14 protein-coding genes are annotated in these 16,829 nt (G+C 39.2%); 8 read left to right on the top strand and 6 right to left on the bottom strand.

Going from position 1 to position 16,829, the window contains the following annotated elements:
* The first annotated feature begins 2 nt into the window (after window positions 1–2).
* The 7 genes from mrdA (at window position 3) to lipA (ending at window position 7,410) form a co-directional block, all read left to right on the top strand.
* Window positions 3–1,880: a penicillin-binding protein 2 gene (mrdA, locus tag PVK70_RS14585; RefSeq protein WP_207215695.1), complete on the top strand. Its 1,878-nt coding sequence runs from the start codon at window positions 3–5 to the stop codon at window positions 1,878–1,880.
* Entirely contained in the window at window positions 1,880–3,001 is a 1,122-nt protein-coding gene (rodA, locus tag PVK70_RS14580) for a rod shape-determining protein RodA (protein WP_130048775.1), read from the top strand. The genes mrdA and rodA overlap by 1 nt, the downstream gene beginning before the upstream one ends.
* A complete protein-coding gene (locus tag PVK70_RS14575) occupies window positions 3,001–3,807 on the top strand; it encodes a septal ring lytic transglycosylase RlpA family protein (protein WP_130048773.1) in 807 nt (268 codons plus the stop codon). The genes rodA and PVK70_RS14575 overlap by 1 nt, the downstream gene beginning before the upstream one ends.
* A gap of 261 nt (window positions 3,808–4,068) precedes the next feature.
* Window positions 4,069–5,244: a serine hydrolase gene (locus PVK70_RS14570; protein ID WP_130044772.1), complete on the top strand. Its 1,176-nt coding sequence runs from the start codon at window positions 4,069–4,071 to the stop codon at window positions 5,242–5,244.
* A gap of 123 nt (window positions 5,245–5,367) precedes the next feature.
* Window positions 5,368–5,637, top strand: a complete 270-nt coding sequence (gene ybeD, locus PVK70_RS14565) for a DUF493 family protein YbeD (RefSeq protein WP_130048771.1) — start codon at window positions 5,368–5,370, stop codon at window positions 5,635–5,637.
* Window positions 5,638–5,765: 128 nt separating this feature from the next.
* Entirely contained in the window at window positions 5,766–6,452 is a 687-nt protein-coding gene (gene lipB / locus PVK70_RS14560) for a lipoyl(octanoyl) transferase LipB (RefSeq protein WP_207215693.1), read from the top strand.
* Window positions 6,445–7,410 carry a lipoyl synthase gene (lipA, locus tag PVK70_RS14555; protein WP_130044769.1) on the top strand — a complete coding sequence of 322 codons (966 nt, stop codon included), beginning with the start codon at window positions 6,445–6,447 and terminating at the stop codon, window positions 7,408–7,410. The genes lipB and lipA overlap by 8 nt, the downstream gene beginning before the upstream one ends.
* Before the next feature lie 77 nt (window positions 7,411–7,487).
* Here the strand turns inward: lipA and PVK70_RS14550 are convergent, their stop codons facing one another.
* The 5 genes from PVK70_RS14550 to PVK70_RS14530 form a co-directional block, all read right to left on the bottom strand.
* Window positions 7,488–8,744 (bottom strand): glutamate-5-semialdehyde dehydrogenase, encoded by a 1,257-nt coding sequence (locus PVK70_RS14550; RefSeq protein WP_165367194.1) that lies wholly within the window; start codon window positions 8,742–8,744, stop codon window positions 7,488–7,490.
* 14 nt (window positions 8,745–8,758) lie between these two features.
* On the bottom strand, window positions 8,759–9,868 hold the full coding sequence (proB, locus tag PVK70_RS14545; RefSeq protein ID WP_130044768.1) for a glutamate 5-kinase: 1,110 nt from the start codon (window positions 9,866–9,868) through the stop codon (window positions 8,759–8,761).
* Window positions 9,869–10,035: 167 nt separating this feature from the next.
* Window positions 10,036–11,280 (bottom strand): esterase FrsA, encoded by a 1,245-nt coding sequence (gene frsA / locus PVK70_RS14540; RefSeq protein WP_130048769.1) that lies wholly within the window; start codon window positions 11,278–11,280, stop codon window positions 10,036–10,038.
* Window positions 11,281–11,421: 141 nt separating this feature from the next.
* The gene (gpt, locus tag PVK70_RS14535) at window positions 11,422–11,880 is read right to left on the bottom strand and encodes a xanthine phosphoribosyltransferase (RefSeq protein WP_130044766.1); all 459 of its coding nucleotides are present in this window, start codon (window positions 11,878–11,880) and stop codon (window positions 11,422–11,424) included.
* A 35-nt stretch (window positions 11,881–11,915) separates the two neighbouring features.
* Window positions 11,916–13,208, bottom strand: a complete 1,293-nt coding sequence (locus tag PVK70_RS14530; RefSeq protein WP_130044765.1) for an NCS2 family permease — start codon at window positions 13,206–13,208, stop codon at window positions 11,916–11,918.
* Between the two features lie 828 nt (window positions 13,209–14,036).
* On the opposite strand from PVK70_RS14530, the gene PVK70_RS14525 reads away from it, so the two are divergent.
* Window positions 14,037–15,491, top strand: a complete 1,455-nt coding sequence (locus PVK70_RS14525; protein WP_130048767.1) for an aminoacyl-histidine dipeptidase — start codon at window positions 14,037–14,039, stop codon at window positions 15,489–15,491.
* Window positions 15,492–15,562: 71 nt separating this feature from the next.
* Here PVK70_RS14525 and alr read toward each other — a convergent pair whose 3' ends face one another.
* Window positions 15,563–16,774, bottom strand: a complete 1,212-nt coding sequence (gene alr, locus PVK70_RS14520; RefSeq protein ID WP_130048765.1) for an alanine racemase — start codon at window positions 16,772–16,774, stop codon at window positions 15,563–15,565.
* Window positions 16,775–16,829: the final 55 nt, after the last annotated feature.

Here is a 16,829-nt window from a genome sequence, read left to right as displayed (position 1 = left end):
TGATTAAGCGCAAACGCACACAAATTCGTGATTACCACGCCGAAACGAGACTTTTTGCCTCCCGCGCCATTGTCTCTTTTGCGGGGATCATTGTACTTATTGGTATATTATTGACCAATTTATACAATATCCAAATTAATGAATTTCAAGATTATAAAACACGCTCAAATGATAATCGTATTAAAATCGTTCCTATCGCTCCGAATCGAGGGTTAATTTACGACCGTAATCATTTACCTCTTGCGGAAAATCGCCCTGTTTTTAATTTAGAAATCACCCCTGATAAAGTAAAAGATTTACCTTTATTGCTTACTGAGCTCCAAGGTATTTTACCGATTACTCAGGATAATATTGATGACTTTCAAAAAGAACGTCGTCGTACTCGTCGTTTCAGATCTGTACCAATTTTATCCCAGTTAACTCAGGAGCAAGTGTCCGTTTTTGCGGTTAATCAACACAAATTCTCTGGTGTTGAAGTTAAGGCGTATTTAAAACGCTTCTATCCTTATGGCAAAACCTTTACCCACGTCCTTGGCTATGTTGCTAAAATTAATGATCGAGATCTAGCCCGTTTAGCTCGTGAAGAAAAAGACGCAAATTATCAAGCGACGCGTGATATAGGTAAACTTGGTATTGAACGTTATTACGAAGATATCCTTCATGGAACCGCAGGTTATCAAGAAGTTGAAGTCAACAGCCGTGGTCGTATTGTTCGTACACTAAAATATGTACCACCAATACCAGGAAAAGATATCGTCTTAAATCTAGACGTAGAGCTACAGCAATTTGTTGAAAAACAACTTGATGGCCGACGCGGCTCAGCCATTGTACTAGAGCCGAAAACCAGTGCTGTATTAGCGATGGTCTCAAGCCCTAGCTATGACCCAAACTTATTTGTGCATGGTATTTCTAGTAAAAATTATAATTCATTATTAAATAACCCAGATCGCCCACTAGTCAACCGAAGCACTTTAGGTATTTATCCACCCGCTTCTACAGTAAAGCCATTTATTGCCGTTTCAGCATTACAAGAAAAAATAGTCACCACCGAAACGACTCGTAATGACCCAGGCTATTGGCGTATTCCTAATTCTAAAACCAAACCATTTAGAGACTGGAAACGCTGGGGGCATGGAACGGTTAACTTAAAGCAATCAATTGAAGAATCTGTAGATACTTTTTTCTATCAAATCTCTTTTGATATGGGGATCGATAAACTTTCAACGTGGATGATGAAGTTTGGCTTTGGTGATTACACCGGGATCGATATTCATGAAGAAAGTAAAGCCAACATGCCTACTCGCGATTGGAAAGTGGCACGCTTTAGAACCCCTTGGTATCAGGGCGATACAATTCCGGTAGGCATCGGGCAAGGATATTGGACAGCAACGCCAATGCAAATAGCTAAAGCTACCGCTGTACTTACCAATCACGGTAAAGTACAAGCACCTCATTTGCTAAAAGCAATTATTGATGGCCAACATGAAATGCCTTTTGAACCTGAGCCGTATCCACCAATCTCTGGGGTAAAAGATAGCTATTGGCAATTAGCCATTGATGGCATGATTCTAGTTAATAATGGTCGAATGGGAACAGCAAGGCGTGCTTTTGCTGGAACGCCTTATGTGAGCGCGGGTAAATCAGGTACATCTCAAGTCTTTGGATTAAAAGAAGACCAAGAGTATAACGCCGACGAAATTGCTGAACACTTAAGAGACCACGCCCTATTCACCGGCTTTGCTCCAGCAAAAGATCCAAAAGTCATTGTGTCTCTTGTTCTTGAAAATGGCGGGGGAGGCTCCAGTCAGGGTGGACCAATTGCAAGGAATGTATTTGATTATGTATTACTGCCAAAATCAGAAGAGGTGACTAAAAAGTAATGAGAGTTGATATTGCTTCAGGAAAGAATCGTGATTTTTTCCACCGTTTCCATTTAGATTTACCCCTATTAATGGGGATATTAACCCTTATGGCAGCAGCATTAATGATAATGTATAGCGCCAGTGGTCAAAGTCTATTAATGATGGATAAGCAAGCAATGCGAATGCTCTTGTCACTTGGAGTCATGCTGCTTTTAGCTCAAATATCGCCAAGAGCTTATGAAGCTGCAGCTCCCTATTTATTCACCCTTGGTATTATTTTATTGCTTGGCGTGCTTTTTTTTGGTGAAGCTTCTAAAGGGGCACAGCGATGGCTTAATTTCGGGTTTGTTCGCTTTCAGCCTTCAGAACTTATTAAGCTAGCCGTCCCTTTAATGGTTGCTCGCTATATTGGTAATCAACCTCTTCCACCCACAATTAAAACACTGTTTTGCGCATTATTAATGGTGTTTATCCCAACAATCATGATTGCTAAGCAACCTGATTTAGGTACATCAATTTTGATTGCTGCATCAGGTATTTTTGTTATTTTCTTAGCGGGAATTAGCTGGAAAATAATTTCAGCAGCCGCTATAGCCGTAAGCGCATTCATTCCTATTCTGTGGTTCTTTTTAATGCGACCTTATCAGAAAGTTCGAGTGCAAACCTTATTCAACCCAGAGTCCGATCCACTCGGTGCAGGGTATCATATTATCCAATCTAAAATTGCAATCGGTTCTGGTGGTTTAGTAGGTAAAGGGTGGCTTCACGGAACACAGTCTCAATTGGAATTTATTCCTGAACGTCACACCGACTTTATTTTTGCTGTAATTGCTGAAGAATGGGGCTTGATTGGTGTTATCGCCCTTTTATCCATTTATTTATTCATCATTGGTCGCGGGCTTTTTTTAGCAAGTAAGGCTCAAACAGCCTTTGGTCGAATGATGGGGGGCAGTGTTGTCTTAAGTTTCTTCGTCTATCTTTTTGTAAATATTGGTATGGTAAGTGGTATTTTACCTGTCGTTGGCGTTCCACTTCCTTTAGTAAGCTATGGTGGTACTTCCATGGTTACCTTAATGGCCGGCTTCGGTATATTAATGTCAATCCATACTCATAGAAATGTTCACTCTAAGGTTAATTAATGCGTATTCTGTTACTTACTATCTCTCTTATATTAGTAGGTTGTGCTTCTGAGCCACCAGTAAATCAAGAAGAGCCTAATGCCGGTCGTTATCAAATAGACAGTGATATCGCACCTAACTCGCCAATATCAGTTAAGCACATTGAAGATGCTCACCCTCGCTATGAGCCTAAAAGCCTTTCAGGCAATAAAGACTATACGCTCTTAGGTAAAGATTACCCTATAGTAAAAGAGCCAAAAGGTTTTACTCAAGAGGGCATTAGTTCTTGGTATGGTAAGAAATTCCACGGCCACAAAACCTCTAATGGAGAGGTATATGATATGTACTCAATGAGTGCAGCCCATAAAACACTGCCTATCCCAAGTTATGTCAAAGTTACGAACAAAGATAACGGCAAGACAGCGATTGTCAGAGTAAATGATAGAGGACCATTTCATGACGGGCGTATTATTGATTTAAGTTTTGCCGCAGCCACAAAACTTGATGTGGTTAAAACAGGAACAGCAAATGTGAAAATTGAATATATTTCTGTTGAAAAACCAACCAACCCTCAAGATTGGCATGCCATCGATCCAAACCAATATCATATTCAAATGGTTGCTGTAAAAAATGAAGACAGCGCAAAAAAAGCAGCTTTACAATTACAAAAGCAATTTGATGCTCCAACCAACATAGTAAAATCGGATTCCGTATTTCGGGTTCGTTTAGGGCCATTTCTTGATCGTGATCTTGCCGATAGTACCCTGTTAAAAGCAAAAAGCAGTCGCTATTCATCTGCGTTTATTCTTCAAGAAGCAAAAAAATAATGAGCTTAAATGTCAGTGTTACGTGAATATTGTAACCAGATATCTACCCTCATTTACAATGCAAATATTAGTTGAACTAATCAAATGCACCATTGTCTTTATATAACAACAAGATAGCTTTTAATATGGTTTCATATCCCATGCATTTTATTCGCTATCTTTTCATATAAAATCAGTTATTTAATTACACATCTGGTCATGATATTCAAATCTGCTATTATGTATGCAGTTTCACTACCTCACAGTGCAAAAGTTATTATTATGAAAAAATCAGCGAAACAGTTAAAACGAATTATTTTATCCAGCTTTATTCTTGGCTCTAGTGTTGCAGTTGCTGCGCCAGCCGTCATCCCGAACGCTCCGCAAATTGCTGCGAAGGGTTATGTACTGATGGATTATCACTCAGGCAAAGTTCTTGCTGAAAAGAACATGAATGAGCGAATGAACCCAGCAAGTTTAACTAAAATGATGACAAGTTATGTTATCGGCCAAGAAATCGAAAGTGGCAATATTTCGATGGATGACGATGTTGTTATCAGTAAAAATGCGTGGGCTAAAAACTTCCCTGGTTCTTCAAAAATGTTCATTGAAGTTGGCAGCACAGTTAAAGTTCGAGACCTAAACATGGGTATCATCGTTCAATCAGGTAATGATGCGTGTGTGGCTATGGCTGAACATGTAGCTGGTTCTGAAGATGCTTTTGTGGATCTAATGAACGCTTGGGGACGTACATTAAAACTTGAAAATACCCATTTTGGTAATGTGCACGGTCTAGATAGCGATGATCTATACTCTACGCCTTATGATATGGCATTAATCGGACAAGCATTAATCCGTGATGTACCAGAAGAATATCGTGTATATTCTGAAAAGTCATTCACTTACAATGGCATTACCCAATACAACCGTAATGGTCTGTTATGGGATAAGAGCATGAATGTTGATGGTATCAAAACCGGTCATACTGACGGTGCTGGCTATAACTTAGTAAGCTCTGCTACTGAAGGGAAAATGCGTTTAGTTGCTGTAGTTATGGGCACTAAATCAAGCAATGCACGTAAAGCAGAAAGTAAAAAACTGCTTAATTACGGCTTCCGATTCTTCGAAACAGTGTCTCCACACAAAGCAAACGAAACATTCGTAACTGAAAAAGTGTGGATGGGTAGCACTGACGAAGTCGCTCTAGGTGTTGCTGAAGATACTTATGTAACGCTTCCTCGTGGTCAAGCGAAGAAAATGACAGCAAGCTTTGTATTAGAAAAAACGCTTGAAGCTCCTATTTACAAAGGTGATGTTGTTGGTAAGCTTTTCTACCAAGTCGATGGTGAAGACATTGCTGAATACCCACTGCTTGCATTAAATGATGTTGAAGAAGGTGGTATCTTCAGCCGTCTTATCGATTATATCGTATTAATGTTCAAAGGTTGGTTAAGCTGATAACAGAGTAATCAACGAATAAAAGGTGGCTTCGGTCACCTTTTTTTATTTCTCTTGTTATCTGACTTAGGTCACAGTAAAATTCCCTTCTTACTATTTATCCACTCTCGATTGGAGACGGTTATGCAAGAGCAATCAAAGCTAAAAGATCTTCTAGAATTCCCATGTAAATTTACTTATAAAGCCGTTGGCCTTGCTCATGAACAACTGCCTGAACTTGTTCTTGAGGTAATTCAACGTCATGCACCTGGCGATTATACTCCAGCAGTAAAACCAAGTGGCAAAGGTAACTACCACTCTGTATCTGTAAGCATTACTGCTACATCTATTGAGCAAGTAGAAACGCTATACAAAGAGTTAGCTGAGATTGAAATCGTTCGTATGGTTTTATAATCAGATACAGGGCATTTTTTAGAGATAAATAGTGCCCGCCTTCTACTATTTTTGATATACCCCTACATTTCTTATCTATTCCTTCCTTTCTATCCTTGCTATCATTAGCGCAAATTTTCAAATCAAGTGTGATCCTATTGAACAAGCGTCTCGTTGTTAAAAACCTTGGCCGACAAGATTATGAACCGGTATGGAAAGCAATGCATACTTTTACTGATGAGCGTGATGAAAATACATGCGACGAAGTGTGGTTGGTAGAACATAACCCTGTATTTACTCAAGGACAAGCTGGTAAAGAAGAGCACGTACTTGCTGCTGGAGACATTCCAATAGTAAAAAGTGATCGTGGTGGACAAGTCACCTACCATGGACCAGGTCAACTAGTTGCTTATGTTCTGATCAACTTACGCCGTAAAAACACAGGCGTTCGTGAATTAGTAACGCATATTGAAAATACGGTAATAAATACGCTACAACAATTTGGTGTAGTGTCTGCAGCACGACCTGATGCTCCGGGCGTGTATGTTGATAATAAAAAGATATGCTCACTTGGATTACGCATTCGAAAAGGATGCTCATTCCATGGATTAGCACTAAATGTAAATATGGACCTGTCTCCTTTCCTTCGTATTAACCCTTGTGGTTATGCTGGAATGGAAATGGCACAACTGCACGACTTATTAAAAGAAGATGATAAGGTAGAGAATAAAGCAGAACACGTTGAAGATGTTCATCCTCTACTGATTAAAGAATTAACAACATTACTTGATTACACAGATATCGAGTACTTAACGGAAAGCAGCGATCATGAGTAAGCCAATTCAAATGGAAAAAGGCGTGAAATACCGCGATGCCGATAAAATGGCTCTAATTCCAGTTAAAAATATGCCAACAGAAAAAACAGAAGTATTACGTAAACCAGATTGGATGAAGATCAAACTGCCATCAAGCAGTAAACGTATTGATGAGATTAAATCTGCAATGCGTAAAAACAATCTTCATTCTGTTTGTGAAGAAGCGTCTTGCCCTAACTTAGCAGAATGTTTTAACCACGGTACTGCGACCTTTATGATCTTAGGTGCTATTTGTACTCGCCGTTGTCCTTTCTGTGATGTTGCCCATGGTCGCCCTGTGGCTCCTGAAGCTGAAGAACCAAAAAAATTAGCAAAAACAATACAAGATATGAAGTTGAAGTATGTGGTTATTACTTCAGTTGACCGTGATGATTTACGTGATGGTGGTGCACAACACTTTGCAGATTGTAATCGTGAAATCCGTGAGCTAAATCCTGAAATCAGAATTGAAACCTTAGTACCTGATTTCCGTGGTCGTATGGATCGTGCATTAGAAGCAATGATCGATAACCCACCAGATGTTTTCAACCATAACTTAGAAACGGCTCCTCGCCTTTATCGTAAAGTTCGCCCAGGCGCGAACTACCAATGGTCTCTTGATCTATTGAAGAAATTCAAAGAACAACACCCTGAAGTTCCGACAAAATCTGGTGTGATGATGGGATTAGGCGAAACCAAAGAAGAAATCATTGAAGTCTTAAAAGATTTACGAGCTCATGGTGTAACAATGCTGACATTAGGTCAATACTTAGCACCAAGTCGCCACCACTTACCTGTTGAACGCTACGTTCCACCAGCTGAGTTTGATGAGTTAAAAGAAATCGCACTAGAGCTTGGATTTACTCACGCTGCTTGTGGACCTTTTGTTCGATCTTCTTACCATGCTGATCTTCAAGCTAAAGGCGAAGAAGTTAAGTAGAGTTCAGAGTTCAGTTATAAAAAAGGTTGACGTTTTGACGTCAACCTTTTTTGTTTATAGATACTTTAGAGCTATAGCTAAGAGCGGATTAAGTAATCTGCTTTACCAACCCATTTATAGCTTGTTAGCTCTTCTAAGCCCATAGGACCACGTGCGTGAAGCTTCTGAGTTGATACCGCTACTTCTGCACCTAAACCAAACTGAGCGCCATCAGTAAAGCGTGTTGATGCATTTACGTATACCGCAGCAGATCCAGCCGTATTAATAAACTTCTCAGCGGATTCAATGTTGTTAGTTAAGATGGTATCTGAATGGCTCGCGTTATGCTTTTGCATATGTGCTGCTGCTTCATTAACATCAGCAACCACTTTAATGCCTAATGTGTAGCTAAGCCATTCTGTATCAAAATCACCTTCTTGTGCTTCACGTAATGATACGCCTTCAAAATCTTTTAATAATGCGTACGCTTTAGGCTCTGCAACTAACTCAACACGGCCTGCCATGTTATCGGCAAGTAGTGCTAAAAACTGTGGTGCTACCGCCTCATGAACCAATAGCGTATCTAACGCATTACACGCAGATGGACGTTGAGCTTTTGAATTATCAACAACTACTAAGGCTCTTTCTAAATCCGCGCTTTCATCAACAAACGCATGGCTAATACCAAATCCACCGATGATCACAGGAATAGAGCTGTTTTCTTTACACATTTTGTGTAAACCAGCCCCACCACGTGGAATAATCATATCAACATAATCATCCATCGTTAGAAGCTGTGATACTAACTCTCGGTCTGGTTTTTCAATGTATTGAACAGATGCAGCTGGTAACCCTGCTTTTTCTAAAGCAACTTGGATAACCTTAACTAACTCCATATTGGAGAAGAAAGTCTCTTTACCACCACGTAAAATACTGGCATTACCTGTTTTTAAACACAAAGAAGCGATATCAATCGTTACATTTGGGCGTGCTTCATAGATAACACCGATAACCCCAATTGGCACACGACGACGAGATAATGACATCCCATTTTCAAGGACTTTACTGTCAATTTCACTGCCAACAGGATCGTTTAAACTAATAACATTACGTACATCATTAGCAATACCAACTAAACGCTCTTCAGTGAGTAATAGACGATCTTGCATTGCATCTGAAATACCCGCTTCAACAGCAGCTTTAATGTCTTTTGCGTTAGCAACTAATATAGCGTCTTTATTTGCTTCTAGTTCATCTGCAATAATGGCAAGCGCCTTGTTCTTTTGTGCTGTTGGAGCAACAGCCAAGTCAAATGCAGCTTCTTTTGCTGCTTGACCCATAGTTGTTAAATTCACAATATATCCTTTTACTAAATCAGTACTAAATCATCACGATGGATAGCTACAGGGCCATATTCGTAGCCTAATACTGCGTAAATATCCTGACTGTGTTTTCCTAAAATCTTAGTCAAATCATCACTCGAATAACGTGAAATACCACGAGCAATTAATTCGCCTTTTGTATTAACAATTTTGGCTACGCCACCACGAATAAAGTGACCAGAAACCTCAGTAATACCTTTACTTAATAAACTACTGCCTTTTTGCTGAACCGCATTTACCGCGCCATCATCAATAACAATACTGCCTTTTGATGGAGGCCCAGCCAAGATCCAACGTTTACGGCTTTCTAAAGCACACTCTACCGGTAAGAATTTCGTACCTTGAGGCTTAGAGTTCACAACATCGGTAATTACATTTTCTGCACTACCCGCTGCGATAATTACTTCAATGCCTGCTCGACGTGCCACATCAGCCGCTTGTAGCTTAGTTGCCATACCACCAGTACCTAACGTGGTACCACTGCCACCAGCAATCTTGCGTAGTGTTTCATCGATAGTATGAACTTCTTTAATCAGTTCTGCTTTTGGATCTTTACGTGGGTCAGCAGTAAACAAACCTGATTGATCTGTTAATAATAGTAATTTATCTGCACCAGCTAAAATACCCACTAACGCAGAAAGGTTATCGTTATCACCCACTTTAATTTCATTGGTTGCTACTGCGTCGTTTTCGTTAACAATAGGCACAATGTTATTTTTAAGTAGCGCAGTTAGCATATCTCGTGCATTTAAATAACGCTCACGGTCATCTAAATCTGCGCGGGTAAGTAGCATTTGACCGACATCAACACCATAAATACCAAATAAACTCTGCCATGCTTGAATTAAGCAACTTTGACCAACTGCAGCCAGTAGCTGCTTATTGGCCATGGTTTTGGGTAGCTCGGGGTAGTTAAGATGCTCACGGCCAGCGGCAATAGCCCCAGATGTAACAACAATAACCTGATGGCCCGCTTTTTTTAGCTGAACACATTGGCGAACTAACTCAACCATGTGTGCTCTGTCTAATTTTAATGTGCCACCTGTGAGTACACTTGTACCAAGTTTAACGACTATGGTTTGAGATTGTGTATTCAATTCCCTACTACCTATTTTACTTAATAAATGATGTGATTATTACGACGATAATCATCGTAATATAATTGGAATAACTGTAACTACTTTTAGCAAGCAAATCAGAACAGTACAAGCCTAAAATAGCATTTAATAACATTTCACTTTAATAAGATGGATAAAAAGTCAGATTATTGCTTCATCTCTTCTTTTATCCACTCAATCATCTGATTTAGCGCCTCTTCGTAGCCACTATGCAAGGTCTTACTTTTTAATTCAATCCCTTTGCCATACTGGCTAAATAAAGATGCCAACTTGTTATCCGACTTTGGTGAAACAGGATCACCTTGTAATCCAATCGAAAGGATCGATACTGGTGTTTTTCTTCCTCCAGATAAAAAACCTTGATTCTTTAATGACCAAGCCTGCATTTGACTTGTGAGACTGTTGATATCAACAACTTGTTTAACTAAGCGAGAGGCTAATACATCCAAATACATCTTAGGCATTTTTTTCAAAGATGCTGAATCAGATAAAATATGATGAATTGGAGCACCCAATGCGACACAAGCCTTCAATCTGCTTGGTTCTAGAAAAGAAAGGCGTAAGGCTACATTCCCACCAAATCGAAAGCCCATCACCGCAGCATGAAAGCGATCCACCCATGGAATGTTTGGTAAATGGTTAAGCACAGCCTGATGCAAGCAACTCGAATCCTCAGTCAAAGGCCAATGAGAACTATGGCCAATCGATGGCATGTCCAGCGTTAACATTGCGATATTGTTTGGAGCTAGGAAATCACGGTACAAACGCCACATATCCGTTTGTAATGAGTCCATACCACCGCTAACGATAACGACAGGTAAAGGCTTTTCTGTGCTTGGTAAGTGCAAATAACAGGTGATTTTTCGTCCCTGATAAGGAACCAATATTTTCTCTACTCGATGAGACGATTCTTTTGCTGCCATCTCATACGCTTGATTGGCAAGAACCTGAGCCTGAGTTGCAAGATTATCCCCTTTTATATGCGGATATCCGGCAATGCTAAAATAAAGACTGGCTTTAAAGAGTTCCTCAGCGGCTTCATCTCCTTTCAGAACGGCTGCTCTTTTTTGGTGATCCATTCCTGCATGAATCCACTCATAAGCCCAATTACCAGAGTGATAGCCACTGACTGTATCTAACCATTCATCACGAGTTCTATGTTTATCACTATTCGCAATTCGAGCAAGCAGTAATTCTAACTCAATCGGCTCTACACCTTGCCAAATCCATTGAGGTCGACGCAGCTCTCTATACCAACGACGATCATGAATATTAGAAGATATCTGCTCTGCACTGCTTGGAAGATAAGGAACAAGGCCTGAGGTTTCTAAGGCTTGTTTATTATTTTTAAATAATTTAACGGAGAGGTTTTCACTTTCAGGCTGAGTCATATATCAACTACCACTAATACAAAGGTTCATAGCCATTACTATATACTGAAAGAGAAATAAGAAATACGTAGAGTGTAATAAAATCAAATTCAAGGCAAAAAAATGGCCCTATTTAAGGACCATTAATCAATTAACTTGCGATTATTTTTTCGCAATAGGATCAACGTATGTTACCGCCATATCCCATGGTTGTTCAATCCACGTATCTTGTGGGATATCTACAATGTAAGTATCCACTAAGTGAATTCCTGCAGGCTTAGCACATACAGTTACTAGTTTACCTTTAGGATACATTTCACGTAATTTAACCGCTGTATCACCGCTGTCAACAAGATCATCAATGATGATAAAGCCTTCACCGTCACCTTCCATTGCTTTAACCACTGTCATGTCACGCTGATGATCATGGTCATAGCTTGAGATACATACTGTATCAACATAACGGATATTTAACTCACGAGCTAAGATAGCAGCAGGAACTAAACCACCACGGCTCACAGCCAAAATACCTTTCCATTGTTCCGCAGGAAGTAACTGCTCAGCAAGCTGGCGAGTATACATCTGCATGTTGTCCCAAGTGATTACAAATTTGTTAGCCATAATAGACAAAACCTCTAAAAAGCATAGACAACAGACTATGCCGTAAAAATAAATTTCAGCGTGAATAGTGCAGCAAGAACCCAAACACTGATGTGAACATCACGACCTTTACCACTTAGCAATTTAATTGCCGCATAAGAGATAAAGCCTAAAGAAATGCCATCAGCAATAGAGAAGGTTAAAGGCATTAGTAAGCATACCACAACAACAGGGGCTGCTTCAGTAAGATCTCGCCAATCAATACTCACAAGACCTGACATCATTAAAATTGCTACATAAAACAATGCTCCAGCAGTTGCATAAGCTGGAACCATACCTGCTAAAGGTGAGAAAAATAATGCAAGAAGAAATAATACACCAACAACAACAGCAGTTAAGCCAGTACGCCCCCCAGCAGCAACACCAGAAACACTTTCAATATAAGATGTTGTATTTGATGTACCTAATAAAGCACCAACAGAAGTCGCTGTTGAGTCAGCTAATAATGCTTTATTTAAACGAGGGATATTTCCATCTTTATCCATGATGCCCGCTTTCTGAGACACGCCAACTAAAGTCCCTGCTGTATCAAATAAATCAACAAACAAGAAAGCAAAAACAACAGTCAACATGCTCAATTCAAACGCACTAGAAAAGTCTAATTGTAAAAATGTTGGTGCGATACTTGGTGGCATTGACATAATGCCTGCGTATTGAACATCACCGAAAAGTAATGAAAGAGCAGTAACCGCTAAAATAGCGATCATTACAGCAGCTTTATAACCACGATGAACCAATGCAATCGTTAAAAAGAAAGCCAATGCCCCCATTGCAGCAGGAAAACCGTTAATAGCTCCCATTGAAACTAAAGTTGCTGGATTATCAACAACGATACCTGAATTTTTTAATGCAATAAAAGCCAGGAATAAACCAATACCCGCAGAGATGCCCGTTCGTAAAGAAAGAGGGATTGAATTAATAATCAATTCTCTAATTTTAAACAAGCTTAATAATATAAATAGAACACCAGACATAAATACAGCCGCTAATGCAACCTGCCATGTATGCCCCATACCTAAAACAACGGTATAAGTGAAGAAAGCGTTTAGTCCCATTCCTGGAGCTTGCGCAATTGGGAAATTAGCAACAAATCCCATAATAAAACAACCGATTGCAGCAGCAATACAAGTTGCAACAAATACTGCACCTTTATCCATACCGGCATCAGCTAAAATAGCTGGATTAACAAAAATAACATAAGCCATAGTTAGGAAGGTGGTTAACCCTGCAATAATCTCAGTACGAACATTCGTACCGTTTTCTTTCAGTTTAAATAGTTTCTCAAGCATTTGAGTAATCCCTAAAGTTTTTATTGCAATCTAAACGTTTGCGTAATCGATTGGCTGAGGATTATAAAGAGGAATTATAGGAATTTCTAGCGATAGTTACCCTTTTACTATGTAAATAGTAAATAAAGTGAATGCCTTGATCTAATAATTAATTTTTTTTATTTAAAGTCAGTATCTTAAAATAGAGATGAGGGTTTTTAAGGGGTTTAAGCAGAAAATTTAGATAAAAAAAACGCCACCCAAATGATTTGGCTGGCGGAGAATTAAGTCACCCTTAATGGGGTTAATTGAATTCCAATTATAGGGGTATTACTTTACTGTATAAAACCGAAGTTTTATTAGTAACCAAAGCAAGCTGGGTATACGAATTGACTTGTATAAACAGAGCGTTGATTCCAGAAACTTGAAGAACTTAAACAAAACATAACATCACCTTATCAATTGATAGTTTTTAACATTAAAATTGATCTCGGTTCCTTGGAGGCGATAAATCGGACTCATCCTTTGAGCATTTCTTTCTTGCTGTAACAGCAGATGAGTCAACTATACCACCATGAAATTTAATTACAACAAAAACATGACGTAGTTCACACTTATCAAATTAATCCTCTCTTTAGCATCGAACGTTATGTAATTTTATTACTTTAATTTTTGCTATTAAAAAAACACTCTATTTCTCGTACTTTCTTCATGACTTCTGATAATGTATTTGCAATATCAAACAGAGTAATTAGCTAAATTCATAGGTATACTTGTTTTAATTAACAACCAATAACTCAAATGAATAGAGCATTTCTAAATAAATAATGCTTTCAAAAGGAGATCCTTGTGTCTGAGATCAGTCAACTAACCCCTCAACCACTTTGGCAGTTTTTCGATAAAATTTGTTCTATCCCTCACCCTTCTAAGCATGAAGAAGCGCTCGCTCAATACATTATTGATTGGGCAACAGGTGAAGGTTTAGATGTACGTCGTGATCCTACGGGTAATGTATTTATCAAAAAACCAGCGACCGCGGGTATGGAAGATCGTAAAGGGGTTGTACTTCAAGCGCATATCGACATGGTTCCACAGAAGAATGAAGATACCGACCATGACTTTACAAAAGATCCGATTCAACCTTACATTGATGGTGAGTGGGTAACCGCTAAAGGAACTACTCTTGGTGCTGATAATGGTATGGGTATGGCTTCTTGCTTGGCTGTGCTTGCTTCAAAAGAGCTTAAACATGGTCCATTAGAAGTCTTACTTACTATTGATGAAGAAGCGGGAATGACTGGCGCTTTCGGTCTAGCAGCTGGTTGGTTAGAAGGCGATATCCTTTTAAATACCGACTCAGAGCAAGAAGGCGAGATCTACATGGGCTGTGCTGGCGGCGCTGATGGTTCAATCAAATTGAATATCGAGCGTGAAGCATTACCTAGTGGTTATGTAACTCGTCAAATTACACTAAAAGGCTTAAAAGGCGGTCATTCAGGTTGTGATATTCACACTGGCCGTGGTAATGCAAACAAATTATTAGGCCGCTTCCTTGCTGGACACGCTGCTGAGCTTGATTTACGTCTTGTAGAATTCCGTGGTGGTAGCTTACGTAATGCTATTCCTCGCGAAGCATTTGCAACAGTAGCCGTACCCGCTGAAAACGAAGCGAAACTAGCTGAATTATTCACTTTTTATACTGAGTTATTAAAAGAAGAATTAGGCCGTGTTGAAACAGATATTGTTACATTCAATGAAGCAGCATCTACTGAAAATACATTAACGTCAGTAACTCAAGCACGCTTTATTGCTACTCTTAATGCATGTCCAAACGGCGTCATCCGTATGAGTGATGATATTGAAGGTGTTGTAGAAACGTCTTTAAATGTTGGCGTTATTACCACTGACGAAAGTTCTATTACTATTCTATGCCTTATCCGTTCTCTGATGGATTCAGGGCGTAGCATGGTTGAAGGTATGCTTTCATCTGTTGCAGAACTGGCTAGCGCACAAGTTACTTTCTCAGGGACTTACCCTGGTTGGAAACCTGATGCTGACTCTGAAATCATGCATGTTTTCCGTGATGTTTATGAAGGTATTTACGGAAATAAACCAAATATTATGGTTATTCACGCAGGTCTTGAATGTGGTCTATTTAAGAAGCCTTACCCAGAAATGGATATGATTTCATTTGGTCCAACAATCAAGTTCCCTCACTCTCCAGATGAGAAAGTGAAAATTGACACCGTTGCTCTTTATTGGGAGCAAATGGTAGCTATCTTAGAAAATATCCCTAAGAAATAATTCTATTACTTGTTAATAAAAAAACGGTCAGCATATGCTGACCGTTTTTGTTTATACCAATAGAGCAGATATTATAAATATACTTTCGGGTTGGTTGCACCCCAGATAACATATAGCTCAGGCATACCACGGCTGCTAAATGCTTCCATTTCTTTAGTTTCAATCGTCTCTTCATTTTGAGAGCCAAAAAGAACCACTTCATCACCTGGTTGAACATCAGCAATATCGGTAACATCTACCATAGTGGTATTCATAGACGTCACACCCACTACATTTGCTTTCTGGCCATTAATTAATACGTAGCCATTATTACCAATAGAGCGTACGTAACCATCAGAATAGCCTAATGGTAGGTTAGCTAGAATAGAATCACGTCCCAATACATAAGTACTGCTGTAGCCAATAGTGCTGCCTTTTGGTAAGTAATTTAAAGATGCCACAGAGGTTTTAAAGCGAACAATGCGCTGGTACTCTGGATTACTTGGCATATCACCATAAAGTAGGCCACCAGGACGAACCATATCTAAATGTGCTTCTGGCAGGTTAATTGTAGTGTAAGAGTTTGCTACGTGTAGAGTGATATTTTCACGATTTAACTGAGCTTCATCAATCAACCATTGGCTTTCTTGTTTGAATAAGTTCAGCTTTGTACGGATCTCTTCAACTGACTCATTTGGGAAGTGAGTCATAATGCCGACGATATTAACATGACCATTAAAGGCAATATTTAACGCTTCTTTTTTACCTTGTAACTGAGACAGGTCTAAACCATTACGCCCCATACCACCAGCATTTAGAGCTAAGTGTACTGGAATAATAGTATTATTTTTTTTTGCTAATTTAGCAATGGTATTAGCTTGCTCACTTGAACCAATTAACTCTTCAATTTGGTATTCTAGACCTGATTGAATTTCATTTGGTGTTGCAGCGCGTACACGCATGATTTCGCCTTCGAAGCCTTTAGCTCGAACAATACGTGCTTCTTCATTACTAGTAATACCGATGCATTCAACGTTGCGATCAATCACTGATGCCATTAGGCCTTCAATGCCATTACCATAAGCATCTGCTTTCATAATTGCACACACTTTAGTCCCTTCTGATAAGGTCTGTTTTAGTGTATCGATATTATGTTGAAAAGCCTTTGTATCAATCTCTAACCATGCATTGGTTTGTTGAATTTTCTCTTGATTCGTTAACGTATCTAAAGAAAGTAAAGGAGCTGAATTCGCTACTGCTGGAAAAACCAAGCTTAACGCCAATGCACATTTTGTAAACTTCATAAACAACCGTTTCTATATAATAATTATCTTATAAATTTTGAAACGAGATTATATA

Origin of the sequence: Aliivibrio sp. A6 (assembly GCF_028765505.1) — a bacterium.
Lineage (GTDB): Bacteria > Pseudomonadota > Gammaproteobacteria > Enterobacterales > Vibrionaceae > Aliivibrio > Aliivibrio finisterrensis_A.
This window is presented reverse-complemented; position numbering and strand designations above follow the sequence as displayed.

Coding starts and splice junctions, on each gene's coding strand:
- alr (WP_130048765.1), bottom strand. CDS start 16,774: ATGAAGTTTACAAAATGTGCATTGGCGTTAAGCTTGGTTTTTCCAGCA.
- ybeD (WP_130048771.1), top strand. CDS start 5,368: ATGCAAGAGCAATCAAAGCTAAAAGATCTTCTAGAATTCCCATGTAAA.
- rodA (WP_130048775.1), top strand. CDS start 1,880: ATGAGAGTTGATATTGCTTCAGGAAAGAATCGTGATTTTTTCCACCGT.
- PVK70_RS14530 (WP_130044765.1), bottom strand. CDS start 13,208: ATGCTTGAGAAACTATTTAAACTGAAAGAAAACGGTACGAATGTTCGT.
- PVK70_RS14570 (WP_130044772.1), top strand. CDS start 4,069: ATGAAAAAATCAGCGAAACAGTTAAAACGAATTATTTTATCCAGCTTT.
- lipA (WP_130044769.1), top strand. CDS start 6,445: ATGAGTAAGCCAATTCAAATGGAAAAAGGCGTGAAATACCGCGATGCC.
- gpt (WP_130044766.1), bottom strand. CDS start 11,880: ATGGCTAACAAATTTGTAATCACTTGGGACAACATGCAGATGTATACT.
- frsA (WP_130048769.1), bottom strand. CDS start 11,280: ATGACTCAGCCTGAAAGTGAAAACCTCTCCGTTAAATTATTTAAAAAT.
- PVK70_RS14575 (WP_130048773.1), top strand. CDS start 3,001: ATGCGTATTCTGTTACTTACTATCTCTCTTATATTAGTAGGTTGTGCT.